Source organism: Mesorhizobium sp. M7A.F.Ca.US.006.01.1.1, from assembly GCF_003997935.1.
Classification (GTDB): Bacteria; Pseudomonadota; Alphaproteobacteria; order Rhizobiales; family Rhizobiaceae; genus Mesorhizobium.
Map to the genome: position 1 here is coordinate 1 of NZ_RZQL01000068.1, position 21,254 is coordinate 21,254.

Annotated in this window: 21 protein-coding genes; 17 read left to right on the forward strand and 4 right to left on the reverse strand. The window is 63.6% G+C overall.

Annotated features, from left to right (window positions below):
* Together EN943_RS14105 and EN943_RS14110 are read left to right on the forward strand one after the other, a co-directional pair.
* The coding region (locus EN943_RS14105; protein ID WP_164778193.1) for an ABC transporter ATP-binding protein at positions 1 to 466 on the forward strand (466 nt) is incomplete at its 5' end.
* Positions 467 to 514: 48 nt separating this feature from the next.
* Positions 515 to 2,542 carry a CocE/NonD family hydrolase gene (locus tag EN943_RS14110; protein ID WP_127413025.1) on the forward strand — a complete coding sequence of 676 codons (2,028 nt, stop codon included), beginning with the start codon at positions 515 to 517 and terminating at the stop codon, positions 2,540 to 2,542.
* A 20-nt stretch (positions 2,543 to 2,562) separates the two neighbouring features.
* Here the strand turns inward: EN943_RS14110 and EN943_RS14115 are convergent, their stop codons facing one another.
* Positions 2,563 to 3,465 carry a LysR family transcriptional regulator gene (locus EN943_RS14115; RefSeq protein WP_127413026.1) on the reverse strand — a complete coding sequence of 301 codons (903 nt, stop codon included), beginning with the start codon at positions 3,463 to 3,465 and terminating at the stop codon, positions 2,563 to 2,565.
* A 102-nt stretch (positions 3,466 to 3,567) separates the two neighbouring features.
* Between EN943_RS14115 and EN943_RS14120 the strand changes: the two genes are divergently transcribed.
* The 3 genes from EN943_RS14120 to EN943_RS14130 all read left to right on the forward strand — a co-directional run bounded on the left by EN943_RS14120 (position 3,568) and on the right by EN943_RS14130 (position 6,149).
* Positions 3,568 to 4,557 carry a zinc-dependent alcohol dehydrogenase family protein gene (locus tag EN943_RS14120; protein ID WP_127413027.1) on the forward strand — a complete coding sequence of 330 codons (990 nt, stop codon included), beginning with the start codon at positions 3,568 to 3,570 and terminating at the stop codon, positions 4,555 to 4,557.
* A 233-nt stretch (positions 4,558 to 4,790) separates the two neighbouring features.
* Positions 4,791 to 5,093, forward strand: a complete 303-nt coding sequence (locus tag EN943_RS14125) for a zf-TFIIB domain-containing protein (protein WP_127397117.1) — start codon at positions 4,791 to 4,793, stop codon at positions 5,091 to 5,093.
* 69 nt (positions 5,094 to 5,162) lie between these two features.
* Positions 5,163 to 6,149 (forward strand): Tim44 domain-containing protein, encoded by a 987-nt coding sequence (locus tag EN943_RS14130; RefSeq protein WP_127413028.1) that lies wholly within the window; start codon positions 5,163 to 5,165, stop codon positions 6,147 to 6,149.
* A gap of 44 nt (positions 6,150 to 6,193) precedes the next feature.
* Here the strand turns inward: EN943_RS14130 and EN943_RS14135 are convergent, their stop codons facing one another.
* Positions 6,194 to 7,291 carry a lactonase family protein gene (locus tag EN943_RS14135; RefSeq protein WP_127413029.1) on the reverse strand — a complete coding sequence of 366 codons (1,098 nt, stop codon included), beginning with the start codon at positions 7,289 to 7,291 and terminating at the stop codon, positions 6,194 to 6,196.
* 198 nt (positions 7,292 to 7,489) lie between these two features.
* On the opposite strand from EN943_RS14135, the gene EN943_RS14140 reads away from it, so the two are divergent.
* The 8 genes from EN943_RS14140 (at position 7,490) to EN943_RS14175 (ending at position 15,058) form a co-directional block, all read left to right on the forward strand.
* Complete coding sequence (locus EN943_RS14140; protein ID WP_127413030.1) at positions 7,490 to 8,041, forward strand: MaoC family dehydratase; 552 nt, start codon at positions 7,490 to 7,492, stop codon at positions 8,039 to 8,041.
* Between the two features lie 2 nt (positions 8,042 to 8,043).
* Positions 8,044 to 9,204, forward strand: coding sequence for a CaiB/BaiF CoA-transferase family protein (locus EN943_RS14145; RefSeq protein ID WP_127413031.1), 1,161 nt, complete (start codon positions 8,044 to 8,046; stop codon positions 9,202 to 9,204).
* Positions 9,201 to 10,370, forward strand: coding sequence for an extracellular solute-binding protein (locus EN943_RS14150; RefSeq protein WP_127413032.1), 1,170 nt, complete (start codon positions 9,201 to 9,203; stop codon positions 10,368 to 10,370). The genes EN943_RS14145 and EN943_RS14150 overlap by 4 nt, the downstream gene beginning before the upstream one ends.
* Positions 10,371 to 10,395: 25 nt before the next feature.
* Positions 10,396 to 11,583 (forward strand): ABC transporter substrate-binding protein, encoded by a 1,188-nt coding sequence (locus tag EN943_RS14155; protein ID WP_127413033.1) that lies wholly within the window; start codon positions 10,396 to 10,398, stop codon positions 11,581 to 11,583.
* A gap of 66 nt (positions 11,584 to 11,649) precedes the next feature.
* Positions 11,650 to 12,387: an ATP-binding cassette domain-containing protein gene (locus EN943_RS14160; protein ID WP_127413034.1), complete on the forward strand. Its 738-nt coding sequence runs from the start codon at positions 11,650 to 11,652 to the stop codon at positions 12,385 to 12,387.
* Positions 12,380 to 13,138, forward strand: a complete 759-nt coding sequence (locus tag EN943_RS14165; protein WP_127413035.1) for an ATP-binding cassette domain-containing protein — start codon at positions 12,380 to 12,382, stop codon at positions 13,136 to 13,138. The genes EN943_RS14160 and EN943_RS14165 overlap by 8 nt, the downstream gene beginning before the upstream one ends.
* Positions 13,135 to 14,085, forward strand: coding sequence for an ABC transporter permease (locus tag EN943_RS14170; RefSeq protein ID WP_127413036.1), 951 nt, complete (start codon positions 13,135 to 13,137; stop codon positions 14,083 to 14,085). Before EN943_RS14165 ends, EN943_RS14170 begins: the two co-directional genes overlap by 4 nt.
* 1 nt (position 14,086) lies before the next feature.
* Positions 14,087 to 15,058, forward strand: coding sequence for an ABC transporter permease (locus EN943_RS14175; RefSeq protein WP_127413037.1), 972 nt, complete (start codon positions 14,087 to 14,089; stop codon positions 15,056 to 15,058).
* Positions 15,059 to 15,067: 9 nt separating this feature from the next.
* On the opposite strand, the gene EN943_RS14180 is transcribed toward EN943_RS14175, so the two are convergent.
* Together EN943_RS14180 and EN943_RS14185 are read right to left on the reverse strand one after the other, a co-directional pair.
* The gene (locus EN943_RS14180; RefSeq protein ID WP_127413038.1) at positions 15,068 to 15,907 is read right to left on the reverse strand and encodes an amidohydrolase; all 840 of its coding nucleotides are present in this window, start codon (positions 15,905 to 15,907) and stop codon (positions 15,068 to 15,070) included.
* Positions 15,908 to 15,972: 65 nt separating this feature from the next.
* Positions 15,973 to 16,758, reverse strand: a complete 786-nt coding sequence (locus EN943_RS14185) for an IclR family transcriptional regulator (RefSeq protein ID WP_127413039.1) — start codon at positions 16,756 to 16,758, stop codon at positions 15,973 to 15,975.
* A gap of 168 nt (positions 16,759 to 16,926) precedes the next feature.
* Here EN943_RS14185 and EN943_RS14190 point away from each other — a divergent pair, with 168 nt between their 5' ends.
* From EN943_RS14190 to ugpC, 4 genes are all read left to right on the forward strand, one after another.
* Positions 16,927 to 18,246, forward strand: coding sequence for a sugar ABC transporter substrate-binding protein (locus EN943_RS14190; RefSeq protein ID WP_127413040.1), 1,320 nt, complete (start codon positions 16,927 to 16,929; stop codon positions 18,244 to 18,246).
* Positions 18,247 to 18,382: 136 nt separating this feature from the next.
* On the forward strand, positions 18,383 to 19,279 hold the full coding sequence (locus EN943_RS14195; protein WP_127413041.1) for a sugar ABC transporter permease: 897 nt from the start codon (positions 18,383 to 18,385) through the stop codon (positions 19,277 to 19,279).
* 2 nt (positions 19,280 to 19,281) lie between these two features.
* Positions 19,282 to 20,148 carry a carbohydrate ABC transporter permease gene (locus tag EN943_RS14200; RefSeq protein WP_023764706.1) on the forward strand — a complete coding sequence of 289 codons (867 nt, stop codon included), beginning with the start codon at positions 19,282 to 19,284 and terminating at the stop codon, positions 20,146 to 20,148.
* Between the two features lie 4 nt (positions 20,149 to 20,152).
* Positions 20,153 to 21,250 carry a sn-glycerol-3-phosphate ABC transporter ATP-binding protein UgpC gene (ugpC, locus tag EN943_RS14205; protein WP_127413042.1) on the forward strand — a complete coding sequence of 366 codons (1,098 nt, stop codon included), beginning with the start codon at positions 20,153 to 20,155 and terminating at the stop codon, positions 21,248 to 21,250.
* Positions 21,251 to 21,254 lie beyond the last annotated feature (4 nt).

Genomic DNA, 21,254 nt, shown 5'->3' on the forward strand with positions numbered 1-21,254 from the left:
GATCGCGCTGGACCCGGTGCTGGTCGTCGCCGACGAGCCGACCGCCGGTCTCGATGTCTCCGTGCAGGGAGAGGTGCTGAACCTGCTCAACGATCTGCGCGACCGCATGGGCCTGTCGATGCTGATCATCACTCACAATCTGCATGTCGTGCGCCAGATCGCCGACCGCATGGCGGTGATGTATCTCGGACGCTTCGTCGAGCAGGGCGAAACCGAAGCGATCTTCCGCGCCCCGCACCATCCCTATACGGCAGCACTTCTGTCAGCCAATCCCGAGCCGGACCCAGATCGGGTTCACCAGCGCATCACGCTGCCGGCGGACGTTCCGTCCTTGCTGGCGCGCCCTTCAGGCTGCGAATTCCACACACGCTGCCCGCAGGCACAGGGCCGTTGCGCGGTCGATGTCCCCGTCCCGGTCACGGTCGGAAACAGCCGCCTGACCTGCCATTTCCCGCTGAACACATAAGGATCGCCACCGGCGCAAGTGTCGGCCGGGGCGTTGAGAGGAGCCGCCATGCAAGATATCCGCGTCGTCACCGATTTCCCGCGAAATGTCCGCGAGATCGAGAACCTGTGGATTCCGATGCCTGACGGCGTCAAGCTGGCGGCGCGTGTCTGGCTGCCGGAAGATGCAGAGGCCGATCCGGTGCCGGCGATCCTCGAATATCTGCCCTACCGCAAGCGCGACGGAACGGTGGAGCGCGATGCGCTGACGCATCCCTATTTCGCCGGCCACGGCTATGCCGGCGTGCGGGTCGACATGCGCGGCTCGGGCGACAGCGAGGGGCTGTGCAAGGGCGAATACCTGAAGCAGGAACAGGATGACTGTCTGGCGGTCATTGAATGGCTGGCCAGGCAAACCTGGTGCTCGGGTAGTGTCGGCATGATCGGCATCTCCTGGGGCGGCTTCAACGGGCTGCAGGTCGCGGCCCGACGGCCGCCGGCGCTGAAAGCCGTCGTCTCGCTGTGCTCGACCGACGACCGCTACAACGACGACGTGCACTATCTCGGCGGCGCGATGATGTGCGACAATCTGATGTGGGGAACCACCGCCTGGGCCATCGCCATGACCCCGCCCGACCCGCTCATTGTCGGCGATCGCTGGCGCGATCTTTGGGAGCAACGGCTGAACGGCAACGGCATCTGGATGCAGGAGTGGTTCGAACACCAGCGCCGCGACGATTTCTACAAGCACGGCTCGATCTGCGAGGATTATTCCGACGTCGAAATCCCGGTCTATGCCGTCGGCGGCTGGGCCGACGGCTATCCCAATCCGATCTTCCGGATGCTGGAAAAGCTCAGCGGTCCCCGCAAAGGGCTGATTGGACCCTGGGGCCACAAATATCCGCACTTCGCCATGCCCGGGCCGCGCATCGGTTTCCTGCAGGAATGCCTGCGTTGGTGGGATCAGTATCTCAAGGGCATCGACACCGGCATTGCCGACGAGCCGATGCTGCGCGCCTGGATTCAGGATCCCGCACGGCCAGCGGCGATCTATGACGAGCGACCCGGCCGCTGGGTCGCGGAACCGGCATGGCCGGGACCCGGGGTCGGCGAAAAGGTGCTGAACCTTGGCCCCCATGTGCTGAGCGAGGCCAGGGGCGAAGACGCTATCCTGGAGATTTCGTCGCCGCAGACAGCCGGCCTGTCGTCCGGCGCCTGGTGCGGTTATGGCGTCATGCCGACCTTGCCTGTCGACCAGCGCACGGAAGAAGGCAATGCCCTGATCTTCGAGACGGCGCCGTTGACCGAAGCGGTCGAGATCCTTGGTTTCCCCGAATTCGAGGTCAAGCTCTCCTCCGACAAGCCGGTAGCGCTTCTCTCCGCCACGCTGTCGCAGGTATTCCCTGATGGTGCTGCCTCGCGCGTCAGCTACGGCATCCTCAATCTGAGCCATCGCAACGATGATCTGGACATAGCACCCATGGTGCCGGGCCAGGCGGAAACGGTGCGCATCAAGCTGCGCTGCTGCGGGCAGCGTTTCGAGGTTGGCGAGCGTATCCGGCTGGCACTGGCGACATCGCATTGGCCGATCGTCTTTCCGACCGCCGAGCAGGCGACGTTGTCGATCCATTGCAGCGACAGCCGGCTGATCCTGCCGGTGCGCCCAACGCGGAAGCTGGACGACACGCTGGGGGCTTTCTTGGCTCCGGAAAGCGCCGCGCCGATGGAGCAGGAGGTGCTGGCCAAGGGCGACGGTTTTCAGCGCTCGGTGTCGACGGACCAGGTCACTGGCGAGACCGTCTACAAGGTCGTCAATGACGGCGGCACGGTGCGGCATCCGCATACGGGAATCGTCCTTTCAGCGAAGCATGTCGACCGGTTCTCCATTCACCCTGACGACCCGAACTCGGCGGTCGGCACCTGCACCTGGGAAAAATCCTATGGCCGCGGCGACTGGCAGGTGCGTCTTTCCGTAAAGGCGACGGTGCGCGCGCTGCGCGACGTCTGGCGGATCGAGACCCACATCACCGCCCATGACGGGGACGAGCGGATCGTCGACCGCAACGAGGTCAAGGAGTATCCGCGCGATCTCAACTGAGAGCGATTGCGACGCTGTAGTTAGGCCATCGACTTCGGCAAGGCAGCCGCCAGCGCATCGACGACCAGCCGCACCTTCAGCGGCAGATGCGGCGTCTGCAGCCAAAGGGCGTAGCAGTCGTAGAGATATCGCGGCTGGTCCGGCAACAGCGCCACCAGCGCGCCGGCCTGAACGCAGTCGCGCACCAGCCACCAAGGCAGCCAGGCCAGCCCCATGCCGTCGGCGGCCGCGTCAGCGATGGCATCGAGATCGTCGAGCCGCAGCCGTCCGGTTGGCGTGATCTCGAGCGTGGGTTGCCCCTCGCGCGCAAACAGCCACGGCTGAACGACTTGGCCGAGCCGGCGATAGACAATCGCTTGATGGTCGGCGAGGTCCTCGATACGTCGCGGTTCGCCATGCCTTTGCAGATAGGAGGGTGCGGCGCAGACGACCATGCCCTGGCGCGCGACGCGACGCGCGATCACCCCCGCCTTGTCGCCGAGAGCACCGGTCCGAATGGCGAGATCGTAGCCGTCCTCGGCGAGATCGGCGAAACGATCGCTGAGCGACAGGTCGAGTTCCAGCATCGGATACTGCCGGGCAAGTTTTAGCAGCACGGGGGTCACGCAGTGGCGGCCGAAATGCGCCGGCATGGTGACCCGCAGTTTTCCACGCGGTTCGGAGAACTGGTCGGCGGCGAGCGCATCGGCGGCCTCGGCCTCTGCCAGCACCACGCGGCAGCGCTCATAGTAGGCGCGGCCGAAGTCGGTCAGGCTCTGCCGTCGCGTGGTCCGGTTGAGCAGCCGCACGCCCAGCCGCTCCTCGATAAACCGGACATGCTTGCCGACCATCGGTCCCGAGAGGTCGAGCGCGACCGCCGCGGCCGCGAACGAGCCGAGATCGACCGCCTTGACGAACACGGCCATGCTCTCAAGCCGATCCATATTCGGAACTCCTGGTTTCTACTGTTCTTCCCTTACAGCCATTTATCCTCGGCAAGCCTAGCTGCATAGCTCATTCGGTTCAGATGATTTGGAGTATCCCGAATGACACGCGTAGTTCGCTTTCACCAGCATGGTGGCCCTGAGGTTCTGCGCATCGAGGATGTCGAGCTTCCCCCACCGGGTCCGGGCGAAGTTCAAATCCGGGTCAAGGCACTCGGCCTCAATCGCGCCGAGGCGCTGCTGCGTGCTGGCGCCTATATCGAGACGCCGACGCTGCCCTCCGGGCTTGGCCTCGAGGCGGCGGGTGTTGTCGAGGCGGTGGGCGAAGGTGTTGGGGATTTCGCGCCGGGCGACAGCGTCAGTGTCATCCCGCCGCAATCGATGATCTGCTGGCCAGCCTATGGCGAGCTTGTCACCTATCCCGCCGGGCTAGTCGTCAAGCATCCGCCATCGCTCGACTGGCACACGGCGGCGGCCGTCTGGATGCAGTATCTCACCGCCTATGGCGCGCTGATCGACATCGCCGGCCTGCACAGTGGAGATGCCGTCGTCATCACCGCGGCGTCGAGCAGTGTCGGGCTTGCCGCGATCCAGATCGCCAACAGGGTCGGTGCAACCGCGATCGCGGTGACGCGGACATCGGCGAAGAAGCCGGCGCTGCTCGGCGCCGGTGCGGCTGAAGTCGTCGCCTTGGCCGAGGAGGATCTGACGGCGCGGCTGAACGAGATCGCAGGGCCTGAAGGCGTGCGCGTCGTGTTCGATCCGATCGGCGGCCCGATCTTCGAGCCATTGACGGCGGCCATGTCGAAGGGCGGCATTCTCATCGAATATGGTGGCCTCAGCCGCGAACCGACGCCATTCCCGCTGCCAGCGGTGCTGAGCAAGACGCTGACACTGCGCGGCTACCTCGTGCAAGAGATCACCGGCAACCCGGCGAAACTGGAGGCCGCCAAGGCGTTCATCCTCGAAGGACTTGAGGTTGGGACTCTAAAGCCGATCATCGACCGGACCTTTGCGTTCGACCAGATCGTCGAGGCGCACCGCTATCTGGAATCGAACGAGCAGTTCGGCAAGATCGTAGTGACGATCTGAAATCGTGGTGACGATTTGAAATCGTGGTGACGGTCTGAGCTGCGGATGACGAACAAATCATTCTTGCAGGCAATATCGGCCTTGAAGGCGCGGCTCTGCATCCCTAACTGTTCGGTGCGGGCCGGGCCCCTCTGACTGTCGCTTTTGGCGATTGTGATGTCGGACCGCTTTAACGGGCCCGTTTCCATTCTTTCGGTCAAGCGGGCTCAATCTTTTTCGGTTTGGAGCCCCGTATGACATCTACTTCCCTCCTTGGCATGACTTGCCCGTCCTGCCGCGTCGCACTCGTGATGAGCGAACGCCAGGGCATCGAGATCGACTATTGTCCGCAGTGCCGCGGCGTCTGGCTTGATCGGGGAGAACTCGACAAGATCATTGAGCGTTCCGGCAGGGAAGCGGCGCCCGCGCCGCAGCCACAGCCGGCAGCATTCTCCCAGCCGCAACACGGCCAGGGCCGCGACGACGATTATTCCCGCTCCCACGGCCACCGCTACCCGAAGCGGAAGAAATCATTTTTCGAAGAGTTGTTCGATTGACCGGTATAACGCCGGCACCCGGCCGCGGCTGAAAATTTCCGAAACCGCAGAGACAAAGGTTCATCTCCGATGACTTCCCGTACAAGCCGATTTGCAGCCCTCTTTGTAGGACTGTTCCTGGCGTTTTCGATGGTCGCGATAGACCATGCCGAGGCGCGCCGCGGCGGCAGTTTCGGCAGCCGTGGCACGCGTACGTTCCAATCGGCACCGCCGACCAGGACCGCCCCAGCGCCGACCGCTCCGGTCGAGCGTTCGATGACGCCCAGCACCGGTGTGAACAACGCGGCCCGGCAGCCGCAGGCTGGCCCGCAGAGGCCCGGCTTCATGAGTGGTTTCGGTGGAACAATGATGCGCGGTCTGCTGCTCGGCGGCCTGATCGGCTTGCTCGTCGGCCAAGGCTTCGGCGGCTTGGCCGGCATGTTCGGTTTCCTGCTTCAGGCCCTGCTCATCGGTGGCGCGATCATGCTGGCTATCCGCTTCTTCCGCTCGCAATCGGCGCGTGGTCCTGCGCCAGCGCTCGCCGGTACCGGCAATGCCCAGGCTTCGAGATTTGAGAACCGCGCAACGGCAGGGCAGCAGACTGCAAGCTCCTTCACAATTCCCGGCTTCGGCGGCGGTTCGGGCGGAGGCTCTGCGGCCACCGGATCCGATGAGATCACGCTGGCCCAGACCGACCTCGATGCATTCCAGCAGCTGTTGACCGATGTCCAGGAAGCATTCGGGCGCGAAGACCATGCCGCTCTGCGCCGGGCTGTTACCCCCGAGATGGTGTCTTACCTGTCCGAGGAGCTGGCCGATAATGCCCAGAAAGGTCTCCGGAACGAGGTGACGGACATCACTCTGCTGCAGGCCGACATCGCGGAAAGCTGGCGCGAGGATGAGCGCGACTACGCCACGGCCGCGTTGCGCTACGAGTCTCGCGACGTGACACGCGAACGGGCCAGCGGCAAGGTCGTCGCAGGCGACGAGGATCATCCGACAGAGACGACCGAGCTATGGACCTTCGTGCGTGAGAATGGCTCGAACTGGAAGCTCTCGGCAATACAACAGACTTGAGCCCCGAGCGGATTTGCCCGAGGCTCGATGCGAGTTGTGTGCGTTCAGCGCACGATCTTGACGCACATCGGCGTGCCTATCTCGATGGCGCGCCCGGTGTCGCTGAGCATCCCGGTCTCGGCGTCGCGAGCGAAGATCGAGATGCGGTCTGCATTCTGGTTGGCGGAAAACAGATGGCCGCCTGACGGCGTCAGCGCGAGGTTGCGTGGCGTCGCACCGCCGCAAGGGACGTAGCCGACGAGGCTCAGCGATCCTGTCTGCTGGTCGACCGCCATGATGACGACGCTGTCATGGCCACGGTTGGAGCCGTAGACAAAACGGCCATCCGGCGAAATCTGTATGTCGGCGCAGTGGTTGCCGTCGCGTGCCTCGGCCGGCACTGCCGGCTTTGCGTCGATGATCGTGAGCTTGCCGGTGGCTTCGTCCAGTGCCATCGACACGATGGTCGAATCCAATTCGTTCATGACAAAGACGAAACGTTCGTTCGGATGCAGCGCCAGATGGCGCGGGCCGGCGCCGGGCGGCAAAGCAGATTCTGCTAGCTTGGCCAGATTGCCGTCGCGCTCGATCCGGTAGGACACCAGCCGGTCGATGCCGAGATCGGCGACGATGGCTGTCCCGCCGGCAATGGTTTCGGTAATGCTGTGGGCGTGCGAGCGTTCCTGTCGTGCCGCATTCGGGCCGCTGCCCTCATGCGAAACGCTGGCCAGCGGCGCCGACAAGGCGCCGTTCTCTTTGAAGCCATAGACAGCCACGGCACGATCCGGCCCGCCCTCGCCCATGCCGTAATTGGCGACCAGCAGCTTCGTCCCGTCGCGGGTGATGGTGTTATGGGCGGTGATGCTGCCAAGCGACGGCTGCTTGTTCAGATAGGTGAGCGCACCCGAAGCTCGATCGAAGCTGTAGGCGGAGACGGTGCCCTCGCGCCAGGTGAACACTTCCGAATTGGCGTAGACATGCGAGCCATCCGGCGTCACCGACAGAAATGTCGGATTGTCGACGTCGTTGGTCTCGGCCAGTTTTCGCGTTTCAAGCGTCGTCTCCTCGAATCTGTATACGCCGATACCGACGCCGCGCGCGCCCTGAAAATACGGCGCCTCACGGTTCAGGCTGCCGACAAAGACCAGACAATACTTGCGCATGATTTTTCCTCCCTGCCCGCCGGCGCTTCGGCGCGGGAGCAGCCAAAATTTCGCCTGTTCACGCTTGCAACGCAACCCCATATGTGAAAATACTATTTACAAAAGAAGATTGACGGGAGGAAACGCCTTGCATTTCGACGCCTTGATGCGTTTTCCGACAGCTGTGACATACCCCGTCCACGGCTGGCGGTGCCGGCCATGAACGATTTCGCCCCTACCGTCGGCGTCGCCTCGACGCATCCCAAGAACATGCCCGAAGATCACGCCGCGCTGCCGGTGTGGAATGCCGAGAACTGGTTCTACGAGGACTGGCCCGTCGGCCAGAAGATCCGCTCGTTGCGGCGCACAATGGCCGAAGGCGACAGCCATTTGTTCAACACGCTGGTGCTCGACATCCACCCCTATGTGCAGGACCAGATGTTTGCCGAGAGCGAAGGCATTTTCGGCAAGCGGCTGATCGCTGGCGCCTTCGTCTTTTCGGCTGGCCTGGGACTGGTCGCCACCAATTGCATCAACGCCTTTTCCTATGGCTACGACAAGCTCCGCTTCATAAAGCCTGTCTTCATTGGCGACACGATCTATTCGATCCGCTCCAACCTCGACAAGAAGCCGCGCTACAAGGAGATGGGACTGATCCGCGCCAGCTATGAGGTGTTCAAGGGCGAAGGCGAACTCGTTCTCTACTGCGAACACCTGCAGACGGTGAAGTACCGCAACCCGGCCGACTTCGTCGGCAAGACGGAGAAATAGCGATGCCGGCAGCAGCCGAATTGCCGCTCACCGGTCTCGTCGTCGTCGACATGAGCCAGTTTCTGTCCGGGCCTTATTGCTCACTCAGACTGCTCGATCTCGGCGCCCGCGTCATCAAGATCGAGCGTCCGGATGGCGGCGACTTGTCGCGCCGCCTCTATCTCAGCGACACCGAGATCGGCGGCGATTCCACCATCTTCCATGCCATCAACCGGGCCAAGGAAAGTCTTGCCATCGACCTCAAGAACGAGGCCGATCTCGAGGCGTTGCGCGGCCTTCTGGCCAAGGCGGACGTGCTGATCCAGAATTTCCGGCCGGGCGTTATCGAGCGGCTCGGCCTGGACTATGAGGCGGTCCGCAAGATCAATCCGCGGCTGGTCTATGCCTCGATCAGCGGCTATGGCGAGGACGGCCCGTGGGTCAAGCGGCCCGGCCAGGATCTCTTGGCGCAGGCGCGTTCCGGCGTGATGTGGCTGAACGGCGACGAGGACCAAGGGCCGGTGCCGTTCGGTCTTGCCATCGGCGACATGCTGGCCGGTGCCGCCTGCGCGCAGGGCATTCTGGCCGCACTCGTGCGACGCGGCATCACCGGCCAGGGCAGCCATATCGAAACCAGCCTCCTGGAAGCGCTTGTCGATTTCCAATTCGAGGTGCTGACAACGCATCTCAATGACGGCCGCCGGCTGCCCAGGCGCTCCAGCTTCCGCAGCGCGCATGCCTATCTGTCGGCGCCTTACGGTGTCTACCCGGCCAAAGACGGCTACCTCGCCATCGCCATGACGCCGATCCCCAAGCTGGCCGATCTGCTGTCGCTCAGCGAACTCGCACCCTATCGCGACAAGCCTGCGTCGTGGTTCACCGCGCGCGACGACATCAAGGCGATCGTCGCGCAGCGGATCGCCACCAAGACGATCGACGAGTGGCTTGATATCCTCGAGCCGGCCGACATCTGGTGCGCCAAAGTGCTGACCTGGCCGGAGATGCTGGCAAGCGAAGGGTTCCAGTCGCTCGACATGCTGCAGACTGTGACGCGCGAGGACGATGTGTCGATCCTCACCACCAGTTCGCCGCTACGGGTCGATGGCATCAGGGCCAAGGTCGATCGGGCGGCGCCCCGCATCGGCGAGCACAGTGCCGCCATCCGCGCGGAGTTCGGCCTGTGAGTTCGCCCATCCTCAAGGGCATGACCTGGAGCCATCCGCGTGGCTACGATCCGATGGTCGCCTGCTCGGCGCTGTGGCAGCAGAAGACCGGTATTGCCATCGAATGGGACAAGCGCTCGCTGCAGGACTTCGAATCCTTCCCGGTCGAAGAACTGGCGCGCGCCTATGACCTCATCGTCATCGACCATCCGCACGTCGGCCAGATCACGGCGGAGCGTTGCCTCGAGCCGCTGGATGTCACCGGCCGCGAGGCGGAGCGCACAGCCCTTGCCTCGGGCAGCGTCGGCCAGTCCTATCCGAGCTACAACTGGCAAGGACGGCAATGGGCTTTCCCGATCGATGCAGCAACCCAGGTCCAGGCATGGCGTCCGGATGCGCTCGAGGCGCCGCCGGCGCGCTGGAGCGAGGTGCTCGATCTCGCCCGGCAAGGTCGCGTGCTGCTGCCGCTGCGGCCGCCTCACGTGTTGATGGTGTTCTACACGCTTGCCGGCAATCTCGGGCATGCCTGCACGACCGATCCGTCCCACGATCTGATCGATGTGGAGATCGGTAGCCAAGTCTTCGAGACAATGCGCGAGATTGCAGCGCTGGTCGATCCCGCGTGTTTCGAGATGGATCCGATTGCCGTCTCCGAACGCATGGCGGAGGCCGGTTCCAGGTTCGTCTGCGCGCCACTGATCTATGGCTATGTTTCCTATGCGACGGCTGGCTTTCGGACGAACCGGCTGGCCTTTGCGGATGTTCCGGTCATCGGTTCCGGCGGCCCGATCGGTTCGGCGCTCGGCGGCACCGGCATAGCCGTATCAGCCTTTTCCAAAGCTAGGGATGCCGCGATCGACTTTGCCTATTGGGTCGCGAGCGGCGATGTCCAGCGTGGCGCCTATGCCGCCGCCGGCGGCCAGCCCGGCCATGCAGCGGCCTGGGAGGACCAGGCCGTCAATGAAGCGACCGGCAATTTCTACCGGGATACGCGCGCGACGCTGGAGGGTGCATGGGTGCGGCCGCGCCATGACGGCTACATGGCGTTCCAGCAGGCCGCGTCCGAACGCATCCTTTCCGGCATGACCTCCCGGCATCAAGCCCGACAGGTCGTTGCCGATCTCAATCCCCTGTTTCGGGAGACTTCCCCGGCGCAGGTGTCCGGCGCTGCCGGTGGAGGAGCCTGAACCAAACCGAACGGAGGAGAACGAGATGACAGGAATGATCCGCGGCCTGCTGGCCGCAACGACGCTTGCCTCGCTTGCAACGACCGCCTTTGCCCAGGATGTGCAAGGCGTCATCGGCGGGCTGCCGACCGAACTCAAGGCGCAGTATGACGGCGCGCCGCAGAAGGTGCTGCCCTCGGCCTGGGACAATTTCACAGCGCCGCCGAAGCCGTGGAAATGGTGCCACTCGGAATCCTACCAGGGCAATCCGTGGCGGGTCACGGTGACCAAGGAGTTGAAGCGCCTTGTCGACGGGCTGATCGCCGACGGAACGGTGTCCAGCTTCGAGGTGTCTGATTCCAATAACGACGCCAGCCAGCAGATCAACCAGATCCGCGCCTTCATCGACAAGAAGTGCTCGATCATTACCTCGATCCCAGGCTCGGCGACGGCACTCGACGATGCGATCGACGCTGCCGCCAAAGCCGGCATTCCGTTCATCACCGCGGCCGGTTCGGTGACCAGCCCGAACGCCATCAATGTCGATTCCAACTATGCGCGCTGGGGCTACGACATGATGACGGCGATCGGCAAGGCGCAGCCGGACGGCGCCAGCATCCTTCTGGTCGAAGGCATTGCCGGACACCCGATCGTGGTGCAGGAGCGCCAGGGCGCGGACAAGGCGCTGGCCGAAAATCCGAAGCTGAAGATCTCGCGCAACGTCAACGGCAACTGGACAGCCAACGTCACCAAGACCGTGGTGCTGCAGGCGATCGCCACCAACCCAGCGCCGATCGATGCGGTGTGGACGACAGGCAGCGAGAGCCGCGTCGTCGCCGAAGCCTTCGCGGAAGCCGGCCGGCCCGCACCATTGATCACCGGCTCTATCACCGGCGATGCGCTGGGCTACTGGAAGGCCAACCCCGACAAGTACCGCTTCGAAGGCCACGCGGTGCTGCCGCACTGGACCGCGCAGACGCTGTTCCGTGTCGGTGAGCGCATGCTCGACGGACAGAAGCCGAAGCTGAACACGCTGCTGATCCCGATCCCGCCTGTCCACACCGCCGATCTCGGCGCCTGGTACAAGGACTGCATGACGACGGATGCGGTGTCGACCTTCCCGATCCCGCCGACGGATCCGATGCCGGAGGAATGGCTCGACGCCTATTTCTCGAACCCGGCGCCGACCAAGGGCTGGGATTATTCGAAGGTGCCCGATGCCTGTGCAAAGTGACGCCTGCCAATCTCTCAACAGGCCGGCTCCGTTCGGGGAGCCGGCCTGCCAGCATCGAAATGCGACATGCTTGAAATCAAAACCATATCCAAACGCTATGGCGAGACGATCGCGCTCGCGGACGCATCGATCGTGTTTCGGGCGGGAACCATCCACACCATCCTGGGCGAGAACGGTTCGGGCAAGAGCACGATGGTCAAGCTGTTGTCCGGCATCGTCCAGCCGGACAGCGGTGTGATCCTGCTGCACGGCAAGCCATTCTCTGGCGCCAATCCATCTGCCTTCCAGGCGCAAGGTTTCGCCACTGTGTTCCAGGAGGTGTTGATCGCGCCGGATCGCAGCGTGACCGACAACATCCTGCTCGGCCTCGACGGGCTGGGCCGGCGCGCTGTTCCCCGCAACGAACGCCGTGACCGGGCGAAAGCTGCGCTGAAGCGCTTCGCGGTCACCGACGTCCCCCTCGACAAGCCAGCCGGTCTGCTGCCGCTCGCCGCGCAGCAATTGGTCGTCCTTGCTCGCGCGATCGTGCGCAACCCAAAGATCCTGATCCTCGACGAGGTCACCGCCGCGCTCGACTTCGCCGATCGCGAATCCGTTTTTTCGTTGATGCGTGCGCTCGCCGGCGAAGGCTGCCTAATCCTGTTCATCACCCACCGCATGGACGAGGTGATGTCGCTTTCGGATCGCATCTCGATCCTGCGGGGCAGCAGCGTGGTGCGCACCGAAGAGCGCGGCGCTTCCACGCCGGCGGAACTTCTCAAGGCGATGGCGCCACGTACCGCCGCGGAGCTTGCGCATGGCTGATCGCGCCGCTCTCGATTTTGGTGGTCTTGCCGTTCGCGAACTCGTCATCGCGCCCGGCGCCAGCCCGATCACACAGGCAATCGCTCCGGGTGAGATCGTCGGGCTTGCCGGCCTCGATGGTCATGGCCAGGAGCTGTTTCTCAAGATGCTTGCTGGCCTGGAACCGCCGCATGGGGGCTCGATCGAACTCGGTGCATCGGCTGCGTCCCGCAAGATCACCGGATTTCGCAAGGCTGTCGCCAGCGGCATCGCCTATTTGCCGCGCGACCGACGCGCCAACGGCATTTTCCCGACGCAGTCGGTGCTCGACAATTTCGCCGTTTCGACTCTGTCGCGCGATACGCGCCTCGGCCTGATCAGCCCGGCGGCGCGCAAGGTGCGCTACGACATCTACCGCGAAAAACTGTCGATCGCCGCACCCCGGCCCGATGCGCCGATCACCACTTTGTCGGGCGGCAACCAGCAGAAGGTGCTGCTGGCGCGGGCCTTGGCGCTGGAGCCCGCGATCCTGCTCCTCAACGATCCGACGCGTGGCGTCGACGTGGCGACGCGGCATGTGCTCTACGACGTGTTTCGCGGGCTGGCGGCTGACGGCATGGGGCTCGTCATCCTGTCCAGCGAAATCGAGGAGATTCTTGTCCTGTGCCAGCGCGTGCTGGTGTTCCGTGAGAATGAAGTCGCGGCCGAGATCGCGGGCGACGCGCTCACCACCGACAGCGTGATATCAGCCATGTTCGGACGTGCGGCATGAGCCCTGGTGCGCGTCTCCTGTCCCTTGGGCGAAATTTCGGCTTCGCCGTCGTGCTGCTGGTCGTGCTGCTTGCGGTCAATCTCATCCTCAGCCCCGGGCGGTTCCAGCCGGGTTCCTGGGGGGCGCTGGTCGGATTGGCGGCGCCCTTGATCGGTGCGGCCATTGCGTCCACGCCTGTCATCCTCGCCGGGCGTGGCGGAATCGACATCTCGGTCGGGCCATTGATGGGCTTCGTCAACGCTTTGACGATCCAGGTGCTGTTCCTCGGCGCCGGCATCTCATCGCCCTTGGTGCTCGTTCCGGCGGCGTTGCTCGTCGGCGCGCTGGTGGGTGCGGCGAACGGCTTCCTGGCGACAATCGTGCGCATTCAGCCGATCGTCGCCACTCTCGGCACCTATCTGATCCTGACCGGTGTGACGCTGACAATCCTGCCGGCGCCGATCGGCCCAGCGCCGACCTGGCTCAAGGCACTGTCCGGCCCGCTGTCGATGCTGCCGCTGGCACTGATGTTCATTGCCTGGTGGCTGGTGCGGCGCACCCCTTACTACGACCAGTTGATGGCGGTGGGCAGCGACGATCGCGCCGCCTACACCGCCGGCGTCGATGTCACGCGCGTGCGTTTCATCGCCTATGTCATGACCGGCATCCTCGGCGGCTGCGCCGGATTGATGCTGACTGCGCTGATCGGCTCCGCCGATCCGAACATCGGGCCAACCTACACGCTGATCGCCATCGCCGCCGTAGCGCTCGGGGGCGTCAGCCTGGCCGGCGGCCGTGGTGGCGTGGCGGGTGCCGCCATCGGCGCCATCGACATCTTCCTGCTGCAAAGCGTGCTGACGACGTTCAACGTCTCGACCTTCGTGCTGCAGATCGCCTATGGCGCCATACTGGTGCTGGCGGTGATGCTGACGGCATTGCAGGAACGCCTTGCCATGAGGGGGCGCTGATATGTCTTTCCACGAAAACCTGTTCGCGACAACCAAAGCGCGCGTCGTTGGAGCTTTCTGTGTCGCGGCGCTGCTGCACCTTGCCGGCACAATTCTCATTCCCGGCTACTCGGCGCCGTTTGCGATACGCGCCATGCTGGTGCTCGCCTCGCTGCTCGCCGTGGCCTCGATCGGGCAGACGCTGGTCGTCATCATGGGCGGCATCGACCTGTCGATCCCTTTCGTCATCGGCTTTGCCAATGTCGTGGCGGCGCAGCTTTATGGCGATGGCTGGAATTTTGTCCTGGTCTGCGGTCTCGTCGGCGTGCTGGCGATCGTTATCGGCGGGCTCAACGGGCTGATCTCGCGCAGCCTCGACATCCAGCCGCTCATCGTCACGCTCGGCATCGGCATGGTCGTGCAAGGGCTGGTGCTGTTGTGGACGGCGGGTTTCCCGTCAGGCTCCGCACCGCAAGCGGTATCCAGCTTCGTCTCGATCGGCGGATCGGCCGGACCGCTGCCCGTGCCGTGGCTGGTGCCGAGCCTGGTCGTGCTGGCGGCACTCGTCGTCCTGGTGCTGGAGCGAACGCCCTATGGCCGCCGGCTTTACGCGCTGGGCAGCAATCCGGGCGCGGCGCCGCTGGCGCTGATTGACCCGGTTCGCATGTGGGTCATCACCTATGCGGCAAGCGCTTTCTTCGCCGCCGTGGCAGGGGTGCTGCTGCTCGGCTTCACCGGTTCGGCCTATGGCGATGTCGGCCAGCCCTATCTGTTCCAGACCATCGCGGCGGTAGTCGTAGGAGGCGCAGCACTTGTCGGTGGCCGGGGAAGCTATCTCGGCACGATCGCCGGCGTGCTGGTGCTGACCGAGATCAACACGCTGCTGATCGGCCTCGGCTTCCAGCCCGCAGCGGTGCAGGCCGCGCTCGGCTTCGTCATCGTGCTGCTGGTTTCGCTCTATGGCCGCGAACGGCACGTCTCGACAACCATCTGAAAGGACCAGTCAGTCGAGCCGCCACAGCTTGCGGGCATTGCCGGACAACAGCCTGTCGCGCTCGGCAATGCTACAGCCGGAGAGCAATGCATGGGTCGCCGCCACCCAGGTCGACAGGCCGCCGCCGAGCGTGCAGACCGGCCAGTCGCTGCCCCAGACGACGCGGTCCCAGCCGAATGAATTGATGGTGTGCTCGACGTACGGCCGCAACGTCTCGACCGTCCAGCTGCCGGCATCGGCATAGGCGACGATACCGGAGATTTTGACCATGACATTCGGGCGCCGGGCGATGTCGCTCATATGCTCGCGCCATGGGTGTTCGGCTCCGCCCTTGATGTCGGGTACGCCGCAATGGTCGAGGACGAACGTCACATCGGGTGCCAGGTCGGCAAGCACGATCGCCTTGGGGATCTGGTGCGGCAGCACGACGAGATCGAAGGTCAGGCCGGTGCCGCCAAGCCGCTTTATGCTGTCGCGAAACACCGCACCTTCCGAGAGCTCGTCGGGCACGACATGGAGGACCCGGCGAAAGCCCTTTATGAACGGGTTTGCCCGCTGCCGTTCGAGATAGGCCGCGAAGTCCCCTTCCTCAGGACGGCAGGCTGCGATCACCCCGGCCAGCATGCTGCCGGGCTCCCGTGACAGTCCTTCCACACGAGCGGTCTCGGCTTCGATGTCGGCCGCATCGACATCGACCTCCATATGCAGCACACGCTCGACGCCGACACGCTGCGCCTCCGTCGCGTAGTCTTCATAAGAGAAATCGTGATTGAGCGCCGGCACGCCGGCGAGCCAGGGGTAGCGCAGGGTCGAGCGATCGATGAGGTGAAGATGGGTGTCGATAATCATGGCTGGCTCCTCCTCCGGGCTTTTTCAAATCATCTCACGGAGGAATTCTTCATTCAAATAAGAATTTATGCCGCAGAGCCGACTGCAGAGCCGGCGAGGTGCGACAGCTTTTCACACGTTGCCAGCAACAGTTCGATCGTCCTGGTGATGTCGGGCGCGGAAGGCGCGTTGACCACCGTGATGTAGGGAATCGACAGCGCGGCGATCGCCTTGCCGTCGGAACTGCGGACCGGGGCCGACAGGTTGAAGACGCCGGCTGTCTGCATCGAGGCCATCATCTCGTAGCCACGGTCGCGGATCTGGTCGAGACGGGTGAAGAACTCGGTCGATTGCGCCGTCTTGTCGGTGCTGCGGACGTGTTCGGAAATCATCATCTGGCGCTCTTCCGGTGAGCGGAAGGCCAGCAGCACATGTCCCGATCCGGTGTCGAACAGGCTGATATGGGAGCCGACCCGGATCGATATGCCCCAGTAGTTCGGTGCTTCCTGCTGGCCGATGACGACGGCAGAACCGCGATCAAAAACAACGAGTTGGTTGGCCTGCTGCGATGTTTCGGCCAGTTCGCGCATCAGCGGCGTGGCATACGAGACCAGCCGCCGCACCGGAGCATGCAATTGCGCCAGGCCGAACAGCTTGAGCGTCAGCGAATAGCGGTCACCATCGAGCCTTGTGACGTAGCCGCGCCGCACCAGTCGGTCGAGCATGCGGTAGAACTCGTTGGGGCTGCGGTCGAGTTTCTTGGCTATTTCGGCCTGCGTCAGGCCACCGTCGACGCCGGCGAGCAATTCAAGGATGTCGAGCCCCTTGTCGAGCGCCGGCGCGCGATAACGCTCGTCTTCGCTGTCGTCCATGGCTTATCCCTCCAGTGAATTCTGTCCTTCATATACGCAGGAACGCTGTCGGCGGAAACAAATTTCGCCTTGACGTATCCGTGAATGTTTTGTTTGTATATGAATGTAGCGCTTCTTGTCATCAGACGAGTTGCGGTCGCCGCTGAGGCGCACCAAGGGAGGATACCAATGAACAGACTGCTTTCCGGCGTGTCCGCCGGCGCATTGTTGCTTGCATTCGGTGCAGGCACTGCCCTTGCCGGCGACCTGCCCGGCAAGTTCGAAGGCGTGACCGTCGACGTGAAGCTGATCGGCGGCCAGCAATATGAAAAGCTCTACGAGCGCATCCCGGAATGGGAGAAGGCGACCGGCGCCAAGGTCAACATCCTGACCAAGAAGAACGGCTTCGACATCGACAAGGAACTCAAGTCCGACATCGCTTCGGGCAGCACCAACTGGTGCGTCGGCTGGAACCATTCGTCGTTCGCGCCGCAATATACGGGCCTCTACACCGACCTCAGCAAACTGCTGCCCAAGGAAGAGATCGACGCCTTCGTGCCGTCGACCATCAAGTCGGCGACCATCGACGGCAAGCTGGAGATGCTGCCGCGCGCGCAGTTCGACGTTTCGGCGCTCTACTACCAGAAGAGCCTGTACGAGAACGCCGACAACAAGACCAAGTTCAAGGCGAAATACGGCTATGACCTGGTGCCGCCGGACACCTGGAAGGAAGTCACCGACCAGGCCGAGTTCTTTGCCAACCCGCCCAATTTCTACGGCACGCAGTTCGCCGGCAAGGAAGAGGCGATCAACGGCCGCTTCTACGAGATGGTGGTCGCCGAGGGTGGCGAATATCTCGACAAGGACGGCAAGCCCGTCTTCAACTCCGAGGCCGGCATCCGGGCGCTCGACTGGTTCGTCAACCTCTACAAGGCCAAGGCCGTGCCGGCCGGAACCACCAACTACCTCTGGGACGATCTCGGCCAGGGCTTTGCGTCCGGCACCGTCGCCATCAACCTCGACTGGCCGGGCTGGGCCGGCTTCTTCAACGATCCGAAGTCGTCGAAGATCGCCGGCAATGTCGGCGTCAAGGTTGCCCCGAAAGGTTCGTCCGGCAAGCGCACAGGCTGGTCCGGTTTCCATGGCTTCTCGGTGACCGAGAACTGCCCCAACAAGGAGGCCGCGGCTTCCCTGGTTTGGTGGCTGACCAACGAGGACAGCCAGAAGCTCGAGGCCGCCGCCGGCCCGCTGCCGACCCGCACCGCAGTGTGGGACTGGGATTTGAAGCAGGCCGAAAACGATCCTTACAAGAAGGAGGTTCTTACCGCCTTCCAGGAAGAGGCCAAGCACGCCTTTGCCGTGCCGCAGACGCCTGAATGGATCGAGATCTCGAACGCCGTCTATCCCGAACTGCAGGCGGCGATCCTCGGCGACAAGACCTCGAAGCAGGCACTGGATGAAGCCGCCGCCAAGGCAACGCAAATCCTCCAGGACGCCGGCAAGCTCTAGCAACGGCTTCCAAGGCTGCCTCCCCCGTCAGCAATGGGGGAGGCAATCGCGTTTCGCGGGATGCCAGCGGTTTGCGCTGACCCTTCACTCTCGGCCCACGCACCGCCGTCCAAATGCAAACACCTCAAGGATTCTGATGAAGGGCTTCAAGCCATCCGCGCCATTCCTGCTGCTGCTTCCGGCCTTGATCGTGCTGGCGGCGGTTGTCGTTGTGCCGTTGCTGTTGTCCCTTTACTCCAGCTTCACGCCGTTCCGCCTGACCAAGCCCGAGACATTCTACGTCTTCATCGGCATCCGAAACTATCTATCGATCCTGTCCAACACCGGTTTCTGGTGGGCGTTCAGCCGTACAGTGCTGCTGCTCACCATCGCGCTCAATCTCGAAATGCTGCTTGGTCTCGGCTTGGCGATGCTGGTCGAGAAGGCGACGCGTGGCCAGCGCATCCTGCGCACGCTGATGATGTTCCCGATGATGTTTTCGCCGATCCTGGTCGGCTTCCAGTTCAAGTTCATGTTCAACGACAATATCGGCCTGGTTAACAATGCGCTGCAGTCGCTCGGCATTACGCAAGACGCCATACCGTGGCTGATCGAGGGCCATCTCGCCTTCATCGCCATTTCGATCGCCGAGATCTGGTCGTCAACGGCGATCTTCGCCATCCTGATCCTCGCCGGCCTGCTCGCAATGCCCAAGGAGCCGATCGAGGCGGCGCGGGTCGACGGCTGCACGCCGTGGCAGACATTCCGCTATGTGACCTGGCCGTTCGTCATGCCCTTCGCCTACATCGCCATGACCATCCGCTCACTCGACGTGGCGCGCGCCTATGACATCGTCAAGATCATGACCGATGGCGGACCGGCGGGCCGCACCGAACTGCTTTGGACGCTGGTGGCGCGCACCGCCTACAGCGACGGTCGCATGGGCATGGCCAACGCCATGGCCTATTTCTCGATCCTGCTGTCGATCGCCTTCACCGTCTATTTCTTCAACAAGCTCGCCGCGGCGCGCACGCAGATCGGTGCGGAGTGGTGAGAATGGACGAGAATTCTTCCGCCCGCCTGAAGCGCCGGCTCACCGGCGTCGTCTACCGCATCGGCCTGTTCCTGGCGATGCTGACCATCTGCTTGCCCGGCCTGTGGATCGTGCTGTCGTCGCTGCGGCCGACCGTCGAGATCATGGCCAAGCCGCCGGTGTGGATCCCGCAGGAGATTTCGTTCGACGCCTACGTCTCGATGTTCTCAGGCATCGGCAAGGGCGGCATTCCCGTCATCGAATATTTCCGCAACTCGTTGATCATCTCGGTGACCTCGACGGTCATTGCGGTGGCCATCGGCATGGCCGGCGGCTATGCCTTCGCGCGTTACCGCTTCCGCGGCAAGTCGAGTGTGTTCCTCGGCCTGATGCTGACGCGCACGGTGCCCGGCATTGCGCTCTCGCTGCCGCTGTTCTTCCTCTATGTGCGGCTCGGCATCATCGACACGCATTTCGGGCTGATCCTTGCCTATGTCGCGCTCAACGTGCCGTTCACCATCTGGCTGATCGACGGCTTCTTCCGTCAGGTGCCCAAAGACCTCGCGGAGGCGGCGCAGATCGATGGCTGCACGCGCTGGCAGGCGTTCTGGCAGGTCGAGTTCCCGCTTGCCGGACCGGGCATTGCCTCGGCCGCCATCTTCGCCTTCCTGACCTGCTGGAACGAGTTCGCGCTGGCTTCGCAGCTGACCCGTTCGGTGAGCGCCAAGACATTGCCAGTCGGCCTCCTCGATTACACGGCCGAGTTCACCATCGACTGGCGCGGCATGTGCGCGCTCGCCGTGGTGATGATCATTCCGGCGCTCACCCTCACCTACATCGTCCAGAAACACCTTGTCGGCGGCCTGACCTCCGGCGCGGTGAAAGGCTGATCCCATGGCAACCGTTACCCTCACCAAGCTGACCAAGCGCTACGGCAACATCGGGATCGTGCACGGCATCGACCTCGATATTGCCGACCGCGAGTTCATCGCGCTGGTTGGCCCGTCCGGCTGCGGCAAGTCGACGACGCTGCGCATGATCGCCGGGCTGGAAGAGATCAGCGCCGGCTCGATCGAGATCGGCGGACGCGTCGTCAACGACCTGCCGCCACGCTCGCGCAACATCTCGATGGTGTTCCAGTCCTACGCGCTCTATCCACACATGACGGTGCGCGAGAATCTCGGCTTCTCGCTGAAGATCGCCGGTGCCGCCAAGGAAGACATGGACCGCCGTGTCGCCGAAGCCTCGGCCATCCTCGGCCTCGACACGCTGCTGGACCGTCGTCCGTCGCAACTGTCGGGCGGCCAGCGCCAGCGCGTCGCCATGGGCCGCGCCATCGTGCGCGACCCAGACGTCTTCCTGTTCGACGAACCGCTTTCCAATCTCGACGCCAAATTGCGCACGCAGATGCGCACCGAGATCAAGAAGCTTCATGCCAAGGTGCAGTCGACGGTGATCTACGTCACCCATGACCAGGTCGAGGCGATGACGCTGGCCGACCGCATCGTCATCATGCGCGACGGCCATATCGAACAGGTCGGCACGCCCAACGAGGTGTTCCGGCGGCCGGCCACACGCTTCGTCGCGGGCTTCATCGGCTCGCCGCCGATGAATTTGCACGAGGCGACGATCGATGACGGCCAGATGGTTTTCGCCAGCGGCGAAAAGCTGCCGCTGCCCGGCCAGTTCAAGGCCAATGTCGCCACCGGCGACAAGGTCGTGTTCGGGCTGCGGCCGGACGACATCTATCCGGCTGGCCATGGCATCAGCTCCGGAGGCGCGGCCGACGTGCACCAGATCGAACTGCCGGTGACGGTCACTGAGCCGCTCGGCAACGAGACGCTGGTGTTCGTCGAATTCAACGGCACGGACTGGGTGTCGCGCATGCTGAACCCGAGGCCACTGCGGCCGGGCGAGCGGGTCGCCATGAGCCTCGACATGTCGCAGGCGCATCTGTTTGCCACTGAGACCGGAAAGACATTGCGGAGCTGATCGG

Bases quoted from the DNA above. Each gene is read 5' to 3' on its own strand.
- EN943_RS14110 (WP_127413025.1), top strand. From the start codon at position 515: ATGCAAGATATCCGCGTCGTCACCGATTTCCCGCGAAATGTCCGCGAG.
- EN943_RS14115 (WP_127413026.1), bottom strand. From the start codon at position 3,465: ATGGATCGGCTTGAGAGCATGGCCGTGTTCGTCAAGGCGGTCGATCTC.
- EN943_RS14120 (WP_127413027.1), top strand. From the start codon at position 3,568: ATGACACGCGTAGTTCGCTTTCACCAGCATGGTGGCCCTGAGGTTCTG.
- EN943_RS14125 (WP_127397117.1), top strand. From the start codon at position 4,791: ATGACATCTACTTCCCTCCTTGGCATGACTTGCCCGTCCTGCCGCGTC.
- EN943_RS14130 (WP_127413028.1), top strand. From the start codon at position 5,163: ATGACTTCCCGTACAAGCCGATTTGCAGCCCTCTTTGTAGGACTGTTC.
- EN943_RS14135 (WP_127413029.1), bottom strand. From the start codon at position 7,291: ATGCGCAAGTATTGTCTGGTCTTTGTCGGCAGCCTGAACCGTGAGGCG.
- EN943_RS14140 (WP_127413030.1), top strand. From the start codon at position 7,490: ATGAACGATTTCGCCCCTACCGTCGGCGTCGCCTCGACGCATCCCAAG.
- EN943_RS14145 (WP_127413031.1), top strand. From the start codon at position 8,044: ATGCCGGCAGCAGCCGAATTGCCGCTCACCGGTCTCGTCGTCGTCGAC.
- EN943_RS14155 (WP_127413033.1), top strand. From the start codon at position 10,396: ATGACAGGAATGATCCGCGGCCTGCTGGCCGCAACGACGCTTGCCTCG.
- EN943_RS14160 (WP_127413034.1), top strand. From the start codon at position 11,650: ATGCTTGAAATCAAAACCATATCCAAACGCTATGGCGAGACGATCGCG.
- EN943_RS14165 (WP_127413035.1), top strand. From the start codon at position 12,380: ATGGCTGATCGCGCCGCTCTCGATTTTGGTGGTCTTGCCGTTCGCGAA.
- EN943_RS14170 (WP_127413036.1), top strand. From the start codon at position 13,135: ATGAGCCCTGGTGCGCGTCTCCTGTCCCTTGGGCGAAATTTCGGCTTC.
- EN943_RS14175 (WP_127413037.1), top strand. From the start codon at position 14,087: ATGTCTTTCCACGAAAACCTGTTCGCGACAACCAAAGCGCGCGTCGTT.
- EN943_RS14180 (WP_127413038.1), bottom strand. From the start codon at position 15,907: ATGATTATCGACACCCATCTTCACCTCATCGATCGCTCGACCCTGCGC.
- EN943_RS14185 (WP_127413039.1), bottom strand. From the start codon at position 16,758: ATGGACGACAGCGAAGACGAGCGTTATCGCGCGCCGGCGCTCGACAAG.
- EN943_RS14190 (WP_127413040.1), top strand. From the start codon at position 16,927: ATGAACAGACTGCTTTCCGGCGTGTCCGCCGGCGCATTGTTGCTTGCA.
- EN943_RS14195 (WP_127413041.1), top strand. From the start codon at position 18,383: ATGAAGGGCTTCAAGCCATCCGCGCCATTCCTGCTGCTGCTTCCGGCC.
- EN943_RS14200 (WP_023764706.1), top strand. From the start codon at position 19,282: ATGGACGAGAATTCTTCCGCCCGCCTGAAGCGCCGGCTCACCGGCGTC.
- ugpC (WP_127413042.1), top strand. From the start codon at position 20,153: ATGGCAACCGTTACCCTCACCAAGCTGACCAAGCGCTACGGCAACATC.